This window comes from Gimesia maris, assembly GCF_008298035.1.
GTDB classification, from domain to species: Bacteria; Planctomycetota; Planctomycetia; order Planctomycetales; family Planctomycetaceae; genus Gimesia; species Gimesia maris.
In genome coordinates, this window is sequence record NZ_CP042910.1 from 912,299 (window position 1) to 928,034 (window position 15,736).

Below are 15,736 nucleotides of genomic sequence, written 5' to 3' on the forward strand. Positions count from 1 at the left end.
GGCAGTTCAATTTATTTCCCAGGCGTTCCTTCTCCCCAGCGCTCCTTATTAAACTGCTCCGACTGACCGCGGGGGATTGTCAGCGTGGTCCATTCATCGCCGGCCTGTATGCGGGCGACCTGGACGATCTGACCTACGTGATAACAGGTGTGTCCCAGCGATCGTTGAATTGCCAGCGGGACGGTGTGAGCATCGCCGCGGATATAAATGGTTTTTTCCAGATCCTCGGGGGTCAGCCCTTTCAGGGAATCGAACAGTATCGTCCAGCCCCGTTCCCAGTAGGCCAGCAGTTCTTCGCGTGTGGCGAACGTATCGACAAATTCGTCATCCCGGTTCCGGTCCCGTTTTTCGCCGTCCGTTGTCAGAAAATCAGTCCACCGCGAAATCAGGTTTCCGGCAACATGCTTCATGATCACCGCGATGGAATTCGTATGCTCGTGCAAAGCCGTGCGCAACCCTTCGTCCGAAACCTGTGCAATCGCCCGTTCTGTCATCTGCTTGTGAGACTCAAAAACGTTGAGCATCGCCGAGAGGAATGGTGTGAAATGATCCATCTGAAATCCCTTTTTACATGAGTTGTCTGTACCAGTTTCAGTCTGGAGAATGAATCGGCTTTATGCAAGCGACTGGCCTGGTGGAAATTCTGATAAGCAGGCTGTCTTCTGCTCTGGTAAATCGCTTATAATATCAGAATGATGCGTAAACCATCCCGAAAGATTTTCGTTCTGCTGGTCCTCAGTATCACAGTCGCTGGCGTTGCCTATGTGTGGCACGATACGCCCGAAGCCGAGCGATCCGTGGTGCAGCAGCAGGCTCCGCCTCCAGAGCCGACTGCTCAGGCAACGCTGCAGAGACTGAAACAGCTGGGAGCCCGCTGGAAACGCAACCAGCACGGGCAGGTTTACTGGCTCTTTCTGAAACGTCTCCCCCTGGCCGATGACGATCTGACCGTACTGAAAGAACTGCCCGAAGTGCAGACGCTGACCCTGCGCGGCGTGCATACCATCAAAGGGAACCACTTCACCGATGACGGCCTGCGTTACGTGGGGCAATTGAAAAAACTGCGTTATCTCGACCTGAGTGTGAATTACCAGCTGACCGATGCGGGGATGCGTCATCTGGAGTCGCTCAAACAATTAGAGCATCTCGATCTGAGCGGCTGTCGCAGATTCACAGACGCCAGCGGAAAGTCACTGGCACAACTGACCAGCCTGCGGACACTGAAGCTGAGACAGACCTCGTTAACTCCAGATGTTCTGACTGCCTTGAGCCAGTTACCGGAACTGAAGCATCTGGCAGTCAAATATTCTAAAGGCATGTGGCTGAATGAAAACACGATTGTCCCTTTAGAAAAAATGCCCCTGGAAGAGTTGGAGGGTATGCTGATTAAGGATGAGAATCTTCCCTTAATCGCGCAGATGAAATCATTGAAGTCGCTCCCCTTTGAACAGGACAGGTCGATCAAAGATGATCAACTGAGTTACCTCACTCATATCAGACAGATAAAAAAATTGAATATCGTTCTCACCCGGGGAACCAGCGATACCTCGCAACTGATACAACTTCAGGCGCTGCCTGAACTGGAGACGCTTTCGATCAGTCTCGGGAATAGCACTGAAGGAGATCCGCTCGACCGATCGGGACTACTTGCCTTGGCAAAGATTCCTGCTCTGAAAGAGTTGGGAATAGGCTTAGTGAATGTACCGATACTGGAAGCAATCAGCCACTGCACTCAGGTCCAGAAACTGAATCTCAACGTAGATACCAGTCAGTTTCAACCGACCGATCTGGCGTACCTGAAAGAGATGAGTCGCCTGAAGGATCTCACAGTGCAGATTGCGCTCGTTTCGGACGATCTCTGGGCGACGCTGGGGCAGGTGAAGTCTCTCGAAGAAATTTCGTTTAACTGGGGTTGGCCGCCACAAAAGGAACCCCCGCCGTTTTCGATGACCAGCCTGAAACAGCTCCAGAACTTACCCCGTCTCAAGGGGCTGGACCTGAATGGTTTTCCTGTGACCGATGAGGGACTGGGTTACCTCGGTCAATGTCGAACTCTCGAAAGACTGGGGCTGAATAATGCTCCGATTACGAATGCGGGACTGCTGCAGTTACGCCATCTGTCTCAACTGAAGAAGCTCAGTTTTTATGGCAGCAAAATTGACAGGGAGCCGGCTGAGGAACTGCATCAATTCATACCGCAGTGTCAAATTGAAGATAACTGGTGCTGTGGCTGCATGACCATTTATGCAGATCGACGTCTCACTCAGAAATAAATGCAGAGCGAACAGCCCTGCAGGGGAAAGCAGGTCACCGCTGATAATCGGCCACAATGCCGTCGACGGCTTCCGCCAGCGCGGGAGTCAGTGTTTTCATCAACTGGTTGCCTTTCGTTGTTTGACTCTGGTTGTAGATCAGATAGCGTATTTTCGCCGCCTTCAGCACGGTCAATTGTTTTTTGGTGACCGAGGCATCCAGCTTCGCTTGCGCTGTTTGATCCTGCAGGCATGCTTTCTCATAGTTAAATTTGTTGCTGTAGAGTTCACACCAGGGGAGCAGGCCGCCATTGAGTTTGCGGGCCAGCGCCGGCTGGTCTCCCTGGCTGAGACGCGTGTCGAAATCAATCAGATTTTCCTGATCTTCTTCGAAGCCGCCGACAATCAGCAGGGCGCCCCCATTCACATCGGGCAATGCTTTCCCCCGGATCGCTTCGGTATTGCTGGCGATCTGTCCGCCCAGCGCCATAAAACGTAAATCAATGCCGACCGATTGAGCGATCTCAGCCAGCTTACCTCCGGTGATGGCCCGTTTGACGGTATAGACGGCTAAGCAGTTCTGCATGAGAGACTCCTGAAAATAATCCTGCTGCGGCTGAAAAGTACTTTCGATGAGAAATGTCAGAGTCTATGATAGTCTGTATGAAACTTTCGTACAAAGTCACATCTTCGACTTTATTCCTGCTCAGCAGTTTCTTCTGTCTGACTGGCTGCGGTGAGCCTCCGATTCCGCCCCAGACCGCTTCACTTTCGACGGAAGGAAAGGGCGAGTTTTCGTCGATTCCGCTGGACGAAGGCAAAAAACCGGAAGAGACGGAACTCGATTACCTGCTCAGAAAAGGAGGCCTCAATCGCAATAAGCCTGAAGCAGGGGGAGGCTATTATTTTTCCAATTACTTCGACTACTGTAGCGAAGACGAATTGCCCATGCTGACCCGGGTCGAAGGGCTGCGCGCATTTGATATGTTTGACGGGAATTCATTCAGCCCGGCTGGCTGGAAACAGATTGGTCAGATCTCCGGGCTGGAAGCGTTTAACGTCTCGTGTCAATATGTGACTGATGAGCATCTGATGGGATTGCAGGGCTTGCCGCAACTGAAAGATCTTAAAATCCTCAATAATTGTATGAAGCAAAGTCCTGTTTCCGATCAGGGTCTGCAGGTGCTCTCCTCTTTTCCCGCCCTGCGCCGTCTGGTACTGCACAGTCGCGAGATCAACGTGCGTGGTTGCGAACTGATTGGCGACTGCACAGAACTCCGTGCGCTGGAACTGTGGGGACCGATCACGGACGAATGTCTCAAGCCCCTGGGGAAGCTGAAAAATCTCAAGCATCTGATTGTGGTGGGGACGTTTTCCGATGCCGGCCTGAAGCATCTGTCTGGATTAAAACAGCTTACTCGCCTGGTACTCCACAGTGACCAGATGACAGGGAGCGGCTTAAACAGTTTTGCAGAGGCACCGGAATTACGGGAGTTCGGATTTTCCGGCAGTCCCGCAGGCAATGCCACATTAAAACAGCTGGACCAGTTGCCTGGTCTTGCCGTCTTGAATCTCTCGACTCCATCAGTCAACGATGCCGTTCTACAGACCATGCCCGATCTGCCGCAGTTGGAAGCACTCTCCCTGAAAAACTCCAACATTACCGATAAAGGTCTGGATGCCCTGGTCAAGGTGAAAAATTTAAGAGAGTTGGTTTTGTACTCTACCGAAATTACGAATGCCGGCTTGATTCGACTGGAGCCACTCCAGCAACTGCGGTTGCTGGTGTTGGGAAATCCAGGCCATACGGAATTGATTACCGGGAAGGGACTGGAGTCGCTGACGAAACTGTCTCGACTGGAGGTACTCGACATAGACTATGTAAACGCTGAGCAACTTGATTTACGCCCCCTGGCACGCTGCTCCTCTCTGGTGGAGGTGATCCTGAATTTCGGCTCTGATGATGTCCGGAAACGCTGGCAGGAAGTGCAGGTTGAACGACCTGAGCTGAAAAAAGTTCAAAACATCATTCCTGTGACGCGACTTTTAGAAAAATATTTTGCTTCTTACGGTGAAATTCCCTGAAATTGTCGCGATCTACTTTTAACAAGGTTCAAGTGTAATCATGCTAAAATTAAATCCGTGGACACCGACCTTTTTTGCTTTCTTTCTATTATTCACTGGTTACTTTGAGAGCAGAGCAAATGATTCTGGTATGCCATTTATCTATGCATTCTTACCGATGATTGTCTGGCAGGTGAGCTGGTTCTTCGCTCAACTGCAGAAAGAAAACGACGAGCTTCGCGCGCGACTGGATGTATTGGAAGGCAAAGAGACTGCAGAAGAACTGCCTGAAAACCGGGCAGTCGCCCATGGTTGATCAAGCTGAAATGATATGATCACAACACAGCACCTGAAAAATGCGATGCATGCGGAACTGAAGCCGCGTGGATTTCAACGCAAGGGTTCGAACTGGTATCTGTCCGGTGCGCAGGTCATAGCGGTGTTAAACCTGCAGAAGTCACAATATGGCGGGACTTATTTTCTTAATCTTGGCTTCTGGCTGCAGCAGATAGAACACAACGATTTCCCCCGCGCGCATCAGTGTCATATTACTGCACGCGCCAGTTCTCTCTGGCCTGAGGGAACGCCTCGCCCGGAAGCAGGTCCGCCTCGCATCGCCGACCTGTTGAATCTCGACGACTATCCCTGTGACGATACGAAGCGACTTGACCAACTCAGACGATTTATCGCAGACAAACTGGTACCTGTATTTAAAGCAGGTGTCACCCTGGAAGGACTCAATCAATTGCTGGCGGAAGACGATGAGTTCCAGATTACCCTGGCAGCACGGAATGCTCTGGGATTAGCGCCACTTGACTGATTCATTCTCACAGTTCCGCCGTCACACCCCGATAGGTAATCTTGATTCCCTTGGCGGCGAATTTTTCAGACAGATGCGGAATATCATTGCTGTGGACCAGTACGATGACGGCGTCTCCTTCCAGCAGGAGTGTGTCAGAAGCCAGATTCTGTTCGACTTCACCATCGGCGCGGCGGATGGCGACGACCAGGAAACCACGATCGCTGCGAACCTCGATCTTATCCAGTGTCTTGTTTACGAACGTCGAACCCGCGGTCACCTGCAGTTCTTCAAATTGCAGACCGAAGTGACCCAACTCGTCAGTAATCGCGCCTTCGCTGGTAAGCTGTTCCAGCATGTTTTCCATCGTCGGTCGCATAATCAATTGCGCGACTTTGCTCGCGCCGATCGCGGTGGGCAGCACCACACGGTTCGCACCGCAGCCCAGCAGCTTCTTTTCGGTCTTGGGATTTTCGCCGCGTGCGATGATCATCACGTCCGGGTTCATTTCCCGCGCGGTAATCGTGACGAACACATTCGTCGCGTCGGCTGACAGGACGGTTGCCAGCACGGAGGCCCGGCGGATGCCCGCCTGTTCGAGGATGTATTCCTCCGATGCATCGCCGTTAATCACCCAGTAGCCCTGATCTTCAGCGGCCTTCAGGCGACGTTCGTCACAGTCCACAACCACGAACGGTTTTTTGGCGGCGTACAGACTTTTCGCCAGGATCGAACCCATGCGGCCGACACCACAGATGATTGTGTGACCATTCAGACGTTCTATTTCTTTTGTCATTCTTCTCGCTCCCAGGGCACGGTTGAGTTCGCCGTCAATGACCATCTGCATGAACCCGCCGATGGTATAGATCACCGCGCCATAACCGGCGATGATCACCATGATCGTCAAGGCCCGCAGCCCCGACGATTCGATGGGCTGCACTTCGCCATATCCGACGCCGAAGATGGTGATGATGACCATGTAGATCGAATCTTCCAGCTTCCAGCCGGCGGAGACATAGCCGATGACGGCAACCAGACAGATCGTAAAGAACAATGCAATCCCGGTCATGATTTTTCGGAACGGTCGGGAATGCCCCGGCTGACTTCGCTGAATCGTATCTCCAGAGAATAATGATTCAGAATCTGACATGACTGATGTTCTCGATAGTTGCGCTCAAGTCACACTTTTTCAGAAGACAACAGGAACAGAGCCGACTCAGCAGGACGCTGGTCGGCTCCGGTTCCGAAGACTCGATTGTTAACGAATACTGTTATTTAATGAACAGCATTTCCTGGTAAGTCGGCAGTGGCCACAGATCGTCAGCCACAATCCCTTCCAGTTCATCGGCTGTCGCACGCACCTTGTTCATCAAAGGCAGAATCGTGTGGCAGCAGTGGGTGGCTTCAGACAGCATGTCTTCCGACTCGCTTCCGGCAGCAGCCGCTTCCAGTTCGGAGATGCCATCCTGCAGCGACTTGACCAGTTCAGTCACCTTGTCCAGCGTGTTCGTGTCGAAATCGTAATCCAGCATTTTCAGGCTGGCACAGTTGGAAACCAGTTCGCCCTGGTAACGGATCGCAGCCGGGAAGATCATGGTCTTCGCGATTTTGACCGTCAGGTTGAGTTCCACTTTGATCGACATGATGTACTGTTCGAGGTAGATTTCCAGGCGGCTGGCCAGCTCGCGTTCGGAAAGGACTTCGTATTTGGTAAACAGGTCTTTGACTTCCTGTGTTTCCAGAACAGGCAGAGCATCGACGGTGGTCTTGAGGTTCAACAGGCCGCGTTTAGCAGCTTCTTCATGCCATTCGTCGCTGTATCCGTCGCCGTTAAAGATGATCGAACCATGCTCGTTCATGATTTCCGTCAACAGTTTCTGCAGTTCGCCGTGCAGCTTGCTGGGGTCGCCGCCGGTGGCTTCTTCCAGTTTGGTTGCACAGTACTCCAGTGAGTCAGCCACGATGGTGTTCATCGCGACCAGGGGACCTGCGATGGACTGATTTGAACCGACAGCACGGAATTCAAACCGGTTACCGGTGAAGGCAAACGGACTGGTTCGGTTACGGTCGCCGGCATCTTTGGGCAGTGGTGGCAGCACGTCGGCTCCCACGGTCAGAGTCCCTTTAGGAATCGATGAATTGGCTCCGCCGGCTTTGATCTGCTCGAAGACGTCGGTCAACTGATCGCCCAGGAAGATCGAGATAATCGCGGGAGGTGCTTCGTTGGCACCCAGGCGATGATCGTTGCTGGCAGATGCGACAACGGCTCGCAGCAGTCCCTGGAATTTATGGACGGCACGAATGACGGCACCACAGAACAGCAGGAACTGTGCATTTTCGTGAGGAGTATCGCCGGGATCCAGCAGGTTGCCCTGTGAGGCACTGCCCATGGACCAGTTGACGTGCTTACCAGAACCATTGACGCCCGCAAACGGTTTTTCGTGAGTCAGGCAAACCATGCCATGCTTTTCAGCAGTCCGACGCAGCGTGGTCATCAGCAATTGCTGATGGTCGGTTGCGATGTTGGCAGATTCAAACAAAGGTGCGATTTCAAACTGCCCGGGAGCCACTTCGTTGTGACGGGTTTTGATAGGAATACCCAGTTTAAACAGTTCGCGTTCGGCTTCAAACATGAAGGCCAGAACGCGGTCGGGGATGGCACCAAAGTAGTGATCGTCAAATTCCTGACCTTTAGGCGGTTTGGCACCGAATAAAGTACGACCGGAGTTTAACAGGTCGGGACGGGCGTAGTAGAAGTTACGGTCGATCAGGAAATATTCCTGTTCGGGACCGGCGGTGGAAGAAACCAGTTTGCCATCATCATGACCAAACAGTTTCAGAATCCGCTGTGCCTGAATGTTCAACGCCTGCATGGAACGCAGGACGGGGGTTTTCTTGTCGAGTGCTTCGCCGGTCCAGGAAACGAACGCGGTCGGAATGCAGAGTGTCGTACCGTTGGAATTTTCCAGAATGTAAGCCGGGCTGGTGACGTCCCAGATAGTGTAACCGCGGGCTTCGAATGTAGCGCGGATACCACCGGTCGGGAAGCTGGAACCATCGGGTTCACCCTGGATCAGCTGTGAGCCACTGAATTCGGCGATCGCACTGCCGTCACCGTCTGGAGACAGGAAACTGTCGTGCTTTTCCGCAGTCGAACCGGTCAGGGGATAGAAAACGTGAGCGTAGTGAGTGGCCCCTTTTTCAATCGCCCAGTCTTTAATGGCGGAAGCCACAACGTCTGCAGTGGAGCAATCGAGTTTATGTCCCCCTTCGATGGTGCTGATCAACTGTTTGTAAACCTGCTTGGGCAGACGCTTTTTCATGGTCGCTGTAGAAAAGACATTTGCGTTAAACAGCTGACCGGTCGGTGTCTGCTGGAAGTTCATCGGAGGATGATTGGGCTGGTAACCAGTCACTGCAGCGACGGCTGCAGAGCGGGCGGAACCCAGGGTCGTTTTGACTCCATTGCTGCTGCCGGTGTAGGTGGTTTTACCATTCGAAGATTGAATTTCGGTGTTCACTGTTTTGACCTTTTCATTGGGCGATTAAAACTACTGACAAAACTGTTGGAAACTCGTGAGATCCATCAGATAACTGGCTTTGAAACCAGGACAATTACATTTCTTAAGAGGTTAAATTCTTCTGATTGTTTCGCAATCGACATGAAAATCTGGTTTGTGCCAATGGACTAATGTGCCGTGGTCTTACGCCAAATTACTCAGAACTTTGTGAAATCAAGAAGTAGTTAAGATGTAGTAACTATTACAAAGCAGAATATGTGCCAAACTTCGGGCAGAATCGCGATTTCCAGAGCCTTCGCTCAGCCTCGGATACCAGGTCCTGGTACCACTGTGACAGTCTGACATTCTAATCCCCTGCATCATCGGCATTTGAGTGAACGTAAACTTCATTTATAAACTCCCTCCGATCAGGGACTAAAGGGCTGCAAATTCACAAGATCTCTTACGACCCGAACCCGGGCTGCCTGCTTTAGTTCTGGCATGCCAAGATTGCACGCATTCTTTGCCTGAAAAATCAGCACACCATTTCAGCAGGCCCGATATGGTTCGGAAGCAAAGTTTCGCAGGGTGGGAATTCTGAGTGAATTATAACGGCATGTATCAATGAGCGTTGATGCAACGAGGTGCCAGGGATCAGCGTCATTTCGAAGACTGATGAGGCATTGTTTTCAGAATCAAATCCGCCAGCACGAGTCGATGATCAGTGTCAGTCGCAACCTCCGCAGATACCTGTACAGACTCGAGGAAATGATCAATCGAAATCGGTCAATCAGCAGTAGCCGCGTCGAGCTGAGAGGGGTAGTCTGGGCCTGTGTTACCTGGAGACGCTAAATCGCTGACTCCAGATTCAAGTCTATCCGTCTTTTCTTTTATGGTTTAAGATCTGCTCGCCTGGATGGTGGTGGCTGCGACCCCTCATTGGATTGGGGAACGCCGGGGATGACCTTATCAATTTAACTTGACAGGAATCGCATGATGAGATGGATCTTAATGCTGCTGATCCTCTGCAGCGGCTGTACAACGCCCCTGGAACTGCATGACATCGCAGACTTACGAGTGGACCAGGATCGCTGCCACATCCACAATGAACAACTCAAGGAAGACATTAACTCCGTCGAGGATTTCAACGGGACGGACTTCAATCGTGTCAGTTATTTCTTCAACTACACGGAAGTCCGGCGTGAGTTGTTTCCCTATGCGTTTGATGATCAGGGTGATGAGACAGGCAATGGTGTCGCGCTGGTCAAGTATTGTCCCCGTTGTCGTGCCGCAAAACAGCAGTTCGTAGCCGACTACCCGATTCTTGAAGATCCTGAAAAAGGGTATTGGAAAAAAGAGGGCTGGGGCTTCGATGCAAAGCTGTATATCAAAGATCATCCCCCCGTCGTCACCGGAAAATGAATATGAAATAAAACAATCAGAAATCCTTATGAGCCCCTGTTCTTTCTTGTATGCAAAAGTCTGTTCGAATTGAGAATCAATCTATTGATCGACGATTCATTCCTTACCCGGCTCCAGCAGCAGGTCCGCTATCACCGACCGGTGGTCTGTATCTTCACTCAGTTCTGCGATAACCCGCAGCGGCTGGAAGCGAGTATCACACCATACCTGGTCAATTCGCAGGAACGGGGCTTCGTTGGTGATGGTATTTCCCCAGCCGACACCTGCGCTGGTAAAGGCATCGCGTAGATTTGCCGGCAGTTCCCGGAAAATGGGATCGCGGGGATTGACGTTGAAGTCGCCGCCCACAATCACTGGCAGATCGGTCGGCAGTTCTGACAGGCGACGACTGAGCTGCTGCAGCTCATCGCGCTGATGAATTCGCTGATCACGGTAGGCACGCCAGCACTCCGGGTTCCACAGGTCCGCGCGAAAGGGGGGCGGCGTCAGACGCAACGAAACGACGAGGACCTCCTGTCCCGTTTTGACTCTGACTTTCCCGATGGTGTAATTCACGGACGACGCCACGGGTTCGAGGGGAGTGCGACTCAGAATCGAAGCATCCACGCCCGCCAGCAGACCGGAATTTTCACCCAGTATGGTTTGACCCACCTCACGCAGCGTTCCCGCGCCCGGTGTCTCCTGGATCAGAATCAGGTCCGGCTGCCATTGTTCCAGCGCTGCGACTGCTTTGCTGCTGCCATGCGCGTTGAGTGAAATCACCCGCAGCGGAATCTGTCCCGGCTGCGCTACAACATCGGGTGGATTCCAAAGCCCCCGCCAAAGACTGAGTGGCGTATCGGCAAACACGACGAGGAACACAAACCAGAGTCCGATTGAGACTAACGCCACCCGCTGCCGTTTCGCCCGCAACAGAATCAGAGCCAGAAACAAACCGCCGACAAACCAGCACCAGCTCGGATAAACGGTTACCGCGGCGCAGGCATCGGGTTGCCACAGGTAACAGACACTGACGCCAATCCACAGCAAAAGCGTCACGCCGGTGGTTACAACTCCAATCAGCTTCGTAACGCGCTCGGATGTACGCGTTAAGAGAGACTGCTGCGAGTTATTCATTTCAGTTGCCTGTAGTGAAGAGAAGCCCGAAGGGAAAATAATGCTGGCCCGGCTCTATGATCTAAGCTATGATACCCGACATCAAAAAGCCAGAGGCAACTCTGAAAGTTTCAGGATCGAATGGGGAGACACGGATGTGAAAGCTTTGCGCATTCCAATTTCATCTGGTTGTCTGAGTCTATACTGCTTTTTTATTTGCGGGCAGTTGCTGGCGGAGCCTTCCGAGGAGCAGAAAGACACTTCGCAACAGACCGAAATTCACTTTGATGATTTGAAGGACAAGTATCAGATTATCGGTCGACTCGGAAAACCGGTAGGTGAGTTTCATACGATTCATGGAATCTGGAAACGATTCAACTTTTCGAAACGCCAGCTTTTCTTTGAAGTCACTCATGTGAATTTCCAGAAATTGCCAGAACCTCAACTTTATCCGGAACGGCATTTCAAACTGGCACACCCCTGGGCAACCGAGAAATTAAAAGTAGATCCAGATTATTCTCCGATTTGTGAATACCGTGTCTGGGAGTCCCTCGAATATTTCGGTACACCAGATGATTTCTGGAAGGAATCAAAGTTGCCTGAATCGATTGGTATCCTGCCTGGTTTCAAAGACAGAGAAAAAAAAGAATTCATACCTCTGGAACTCACCAGTGAATTGAATTACGTGAAGTCACGGATTTTGAATCAGGAAGAGGTGAAAAACAGGTTAGAAAAGTTAGTGACGGCAGGTGATAGTGTTGCAGCATCAATTGTGAATTATAATTCCTGGCTGTTAAACAAAAAACGCAGCGAGGGACGCTTGGATATCAGCTTCAGAGATCTTCAAGACCGGTATCGAATTATCGGTAAGCTTGGAAAACCTCTGGGAGAATATTCTAAGATTCGCGGTGTCTGGAAGCATGAAAGAACTACTAAAGGTCATGACGTACGTCGTCTTTATCGCTTGTATGTGACCCACATTGATGGAAAGCCGCTGGACCAAAGGGTCATTTTCGATTATTGGTGGGATACAATTACCAGTTATGGAGTCATGCCCTTCAAACCTCCCGTACCCGATCCTGTAGAAACAAAGGTCTGGGAAATGCGTGTAGTGGAATTGATGAAAAATCGAGGGCTTCCCATTGGCTTCAACGGAGAAGCCGACTTAATCGAACAGCATAACAGCTATTTTGAGTTGGACAGCATTCTCCGTTATCATCACCGTCCTACCATTCTCAGAGGCACCATGCGAATTTCTGAAAAAGAGAACTAACGATGTTCGGGATAGTCTCGAACAGTTGGGTTGACGCAGTGATGGATTGTTAATTATTTCAGGCACGTCGTACTCTCCAGAACCCAGCGAAGTCTGCAAAGATCCAGACCAGAAACACAACTCAGAAAAACGAAAATAAGTGTTGAAACAGCAGTCAGCCAGAGCGAGTTTGCCGGCGGCCCGATCTATCACAACGGTGACTGACTGGTAAACAGAATCGTGCGGGTTTACGATGTACTCTCACTCGTATTTGTCTCCCGGATTGAGGATCATCGCATGAGATTTCACCGTCATCAAGTACCCGCGTGTTCTGTTCTCTTGGTTGTTCTCCTGGCTGCCACAGGCTGGGCTGATGAACCGGGCCGCGACAAGGCAGCGAAAGTGACTTTCTCCACCGTCCTGGATCTGGGACAGGATGTCGGGCAGAACTTTGGCTCCCTTTTCGAACTCCGCGATCAAAGCGGTGCCGTCATTGCGGGGGCCGGCTTCATGGAAGTCTATAATACCCGCTTCCGCAGTGATCGTCACACGCTGCAGTTTTATGTCAAGCCGCTTCACGAATCAGAGAAGTTTCAAACAGAACGACTCCCTCATCCGGATCTGGGGTGTGGCATTTATCTGATGGATCTGAACCAGACCATCTCCGCCTGGGGCGGCGATCGTACCGAATCACTGCGCACCTGGGACCCGACTGCCAAAAACTGGTCCGCCCCTCATTCACCGGAAACGGGACCACTTCTCAGCGGTGACGGTCAGATGCGGATCGGTGAGGGACTATTGACGTTCTGTTCGAGCACAGCGACTTACAATGACCGGGTCATTCTGAATCCCCCCAAAGTAGGCCGCTACTACAACTTTTATTACGCGAACGGTTTCCTCTGTTTTTATTATGGCAATCGATCCGAGCAGGGGGGCTTCACCCGCGTGATGGCCTGTCCCTGGACGCCCGCGGATCAGGGGCCCGTCGATTTGACCAAGGCGATCAGTATCGAATGCAAGTATGTCGGCGCGACGCCGTTTGCCTGGGGACAGTTTCAAAAGGAACTGCTGACGGTTTCGAACTACGGTGGCGTCTACGCCTTCGATGGCAAACAATGGCGGACGGTGAAAGAAGCGAGCAAAAAATACAGCTACCAGATTTATTCGATGCTCAATTTCCGCGACCGCCTGCTGCTGGCGCAGTATCCCTCGGGGGAACTCTTCGAATATCGGGGCGGAACTGAAATCAAACAACTGCATGGCTGGCCGCCTCGACTGCCCGAAGTCTCACCCAGTGCGCGCGAAGCACAGACGCTGGCCATCTACCGGGGAGACCTGTTCGCAGGCGTCTGGCCGTGGGGGGAACTCTGGCGGTACAACGAAGATGAAAATCGCTGGCATTCGCACGGGCGGATGTTCTCGCACCCGGTCGCCCATAAGCGAACCGTGCATCCCTATGAAGAGGAAGCAAAAGCCCATCATCTGGTGCTCAATCATTGGGGGCAACGCGTCACCGGCCTGGTTCCGCTCGGCGATTCCCTGATGGTTTCCACGTCGACTAAAGGCACGTATCCCTGGTTGGAGAAATACACGTTCCTCACAGACGATCAGCGACGTGAATATGGATCCGTGCTCAATTTCAAAATGCCCGGCAATCTGGCGGCGCAGATCAAGTGGAAAGATGAGCCAATCCAACTGGAGTTCGTGGTCGAGTCCAACCGACTTGTCATTCGCCAGGACGGACAGGAACTCGGTTCCGCTCCTTTTTCCGCGGATGACATCAAGCGTCTGCAGGATGCCACCCTCACCTGGGGCAACGGCATCTTTGGCAAGCTGAACGGAACACTGCAGAACTCAAAGCGAAAATAAAAGGTTCCAGGAACCGATAATTGAGACTCGTTGTGAGTTGCAGCAAATCAAACAGACTTTGGAGTGTGGTCATTACTACGTCAATCTGCACTGCGGTGATATTTTGAATAGCCAGCCAGACCCCCTGGAATCGAAGCCGGCTACCGGACATGATCGACTGGCGGTCGTGGTGCTGGCGGGGAGCGCCTGCTTGATGGCTACCGGGCCGATCCTGGCATCGGTTGCGATGCGTCAAGCGGGGATGGGGCCTTTTGGAACAGCGTTCTGGCGATTTGCAATCGCGGCTCCTTTGTTGATTGTATTGGCAGTAGCAGGACGCCGCCGCAGTCAGGAGCAGACGCCGTTTGTCTGGCCGAAGACTTTTGCGAGGTGGTTGTGGATCGGCGGACCGGGAGTGGCGCTGGCACTGGTCATGGGCGCGTGGTTTACAGCCATGCTCTATACCACGGCGGCGGCAGCCACAATTATGACCAACATGCAGGCACCCATGGTAGGACTCGCTGCATGGATCCTGTTCGGTCAGCGGCCGCGCTGGCTGTTCTTTGCGGGAACCTGCATCGCGATTGTCGGCGTCGTCGGATTGCTGATTGCCGAACCAGGGCCCATTACGATGGTGGGAGGCAATGTCACAGGTGACCTGATCGCGCTGATCGGCGCGGTTGCCTACGCAGCCTACCTGTTGCAGATCGCCCGATTGAGTCGCAGCTACAAACCAGCTGAGGTCATCGCCATGGCTGCGAGCGTGGCGGCGGTTTTGTTATTGCCACTTCCTGCGTTGTTGGGAGAACCCTATCTACCCGGCAACGCGACCGGCTGGTGGTCATTGGTCGGTATGTCCCTCGTGGCACAGGTTTTCGGCCACTCGGCACTGGGGTGGGCAGTCGCGCGGGTCTCCTCAGCAGCCTCGGCATCCGTATTATTAGTGCAGCCGGTCGCGACCGCCATTCTGGGTTGGCTGGTTCTGCATGAATTGCTTGACGCCTGGCAGATCGGCGCGATTGGCGTTATCCTGGTCGGCGTGTTTCTGGCCAAACGTGGTGCGCCGGCAACGCAGCCAGATGAAAATACTCCAGACAGACCAGTCAGCAGTTGACGTGAAAAAGAATATAAATAGGTTCCAGGAACCAAAAATCCACTCGCCTCTGCTTCACTTCCTTCTAAATTTCCAGAAACCGATGATGCCGGCGGGAATCCAGTCCGGCAAAATGCGGACAGAAATGCTACCGGTATGGGAGCATGCCCGGGCTACCAGGTCCAGATCCGTTACCTGAGTTTAAGAACTATTCAATCAGCAGCGATCTGAATTCTAACCGAACGGGGCGCGGGAGTGCGAATGAAACAACAACCAGCGCCCGCTCTCTGACAGTTCAGCAAGCAGGTTGCGCGGTCAGAAACCAGTTTCTACGCTATATCGGGCCGATCGGGCACTGGCATGTGTTTTGCGTCAGTCTGTCACCCAGAGGCGATTGCGGCTGTGACCGTT

13 protein-coding genes are annotated in these 15,736 nt (G+C 52.4%); 8 read left to right on the top strand and 5 right to left on the bottom strand.

Annotated features, from left to right (window positions below; genetic code table 11):
* Window positions 1-11: 11 nt before the first annotated feature.
* Window positions 12-554, bottom strand: coding sequence for a DUF1572 family protein (locus GmarT_RS03405; RefSeq protein WP_002644340.1), 543 nt, complete (start codon window positions 552-554; stop codon window positions 12-14).
* Window positions 555-692: 138 nt separating this feature from the next.
* Here GmarT_RS03405 and GmarT_RS03410 point away from each other — a divergent pair, with 138 nt between their 5' ends.
* Entirely contained in the window at window positions 693-2,273 is a 1,581-nt protein-coding gene (locus GmarT_RS03410; RefSeq protein ID WP_149302429.1) for a leucine-rich repeat domain-containing protein, read from the top strand.
* Between the two features lie 34 nt (window positions 2,274-2,307).
* Here GmarT_RS03410 and GmarT_RS03415 read toward each other — a convergent pair whose 3' ends face one another.
* Window positions 2,308-2,838 carry a hypothetical protein gene (locus tag GmarT_RS03415; RefSeq protein WP_002644338.1) on the bottom strand — a complete coding sequence of 177 codons (531 nt, stop codon included), beginning with the start codon at window positions 2,836-2,838 and terminating at the stop codon, window positions 2,308-2,310.
* A 77-nt stretch (window positions 2,839-2,915) separates the two neighbouring features.
* Between GmarT_RS03415 and GmarT_RS03420 the strand changes: the two genes are divergently transcribed.
* The 3 genes from GmarT_RS03420 (at window position 2,916) to GmarT_RS03425 (ending at window position 5,136) form a co-directional block, all read left to right on the top strand.
* Window positions 2,916-4,337, top strand: coding sequence for a leucine-rich repeat domain-containing protein (locus GmarT_RS03420; RefSeq protein WP_002644337.1), 1,422 nt, complete (start codon window positions 2,916-2,918; stop codon window positions 4,335-4,337).
* Window positions 4,338-4,467: 130 nt separating this feature from the next.
* Window positions 4,468-4,632, top strand: a complete 165-nt coding sequence (locus GmarT_RS29355) for a hypothetical protein (protein WP_155367935.1) — start codon at window positions 4,468-4,470, stop codon at window positions 4,630-4,632.
* 15 nt (window positions 4,633-4,647) lie between these two features.
* Window positions 4,648-5,136: a DUF4304 domain-containing protein gene (locus GmarT_RS03425; protein ID WP_002644335.1), complete on the top strand. Its 489-nt coding sequence runs from the start codon at window positions 4,648-4,650 to the stop codon at window positions 5,134-5,136.
* A 7-nt stretch (window positions 5,137-5,143) separates the two neighbouring features.
* Here the strand turns inward: GmarT_RS03425 and GmarT_RS03430 are convergent, their stop codons facing one another.
* Together GmarT_RS03430 and GmarT_RS03435 are read right to left on the bottom strand one after the other, a co-directional pair.
* Window positions 5,144-6,265: a potassium channel family protein gene (locus tag GmarT_RS03430; protein ID WP_002644334.1), complete on the bottom strand. Its 1,122-nt coding sequence runs from the start codon at window positions 6,263-6,265 to the stop codon at window positions 5,144-5,146.
* Between the two features lie 121 nt (window positions 6,266-6,386).
* Window positions 6,387-8,501, bottom strand: a complete 2,115-nt coding sequence (locus GmarT_RS03435) for a glutamine synthetase III family protein (RefSeq protein ID WP_187782371.1) — start codon at window positions 8,499-8,501, stop codon at window positions 6,387-6,389.
* A 1,107-nt stretch (window positions 8,502-9,608) separates the two neighbouring features.
* Between GmarT_RS03435 and GmarT_RS03440 the strand changes: the two genes are divergently transcribed.
* On the top strand, window positions 9,609-10,037 hold the full coding sequence (locus tag GmarT_RS03440) for a hypothetical protein (RefSeq protein WP_149302430.1): 429 nt from the start codon (window positions 9,609-9,611) through the stop codon (window positions 10,035-10,037).
* Between the two features lie 96 nt (window positions 10,038-10,133).
* Here GmarT_RS03440 and GmarT_RS03445 read toward each other — a convergent pair whose 3' ends face one another.
* Entirely contained in the window at window positions 10,134-11,153 is a 1,020-nt protein-coding gene (locus GmarT_RS03445; protein WP_002644330.1) for an endonuclease/exonuclease/phosphatase family protein, read from the bottom strand.
* Window positions 11,154-11,193: 40 nt separating this feature from the next.
* Between GmarT_RS03445 and GmarT_RS03450 the strand changes: the two genes are divergently transcribed.
* The 3 genes from GmarT_RS03450 to GmarT_RS03460 all read left to right on the top strand — a co-directional run bounded on the left by GmarT_RS03450 (window position 11,194) and on the right by GmarT_RS03460 (window position 15,346).
* The gene (locus GmarT_RS03450; RefSeq protein WP_002644329.1) at window positions 11,194-12,405 is read left to right on the top strand and encodes a hypothetical protein; all 1,212 of its coding nucleotides are present in this window, start codon (window positions 11,194-11,196) and stop codon (window positions 12,403-12,405) included.
* 276 nt (window positions 12,406-12,681) lie between these two features.
* Window positions 12,682-14,253, top strand: coding sequence for a hypothetical protein (locus tag GmarT_RS03455; protein WP_002644328.1), 1,572 nt, complete (start codon window positions 12,682-12,684; stop codon window positions 14,251-14,253).
* Between the two features lie 103 nt (window positions 14,254-14,356).
* Window positions 14,357-15,346, top strand: coding sequence for a DMT family transporter (locus GmarT_RS03460; protein WP_149302431.1), 990 nt, complete (start codon window positions 14,357-14,359; stop codon window positions 15,344-15,346).
* The last annotated feature ends 390 nt before the right edge of the window (window positions 15,347-15,736 follow it).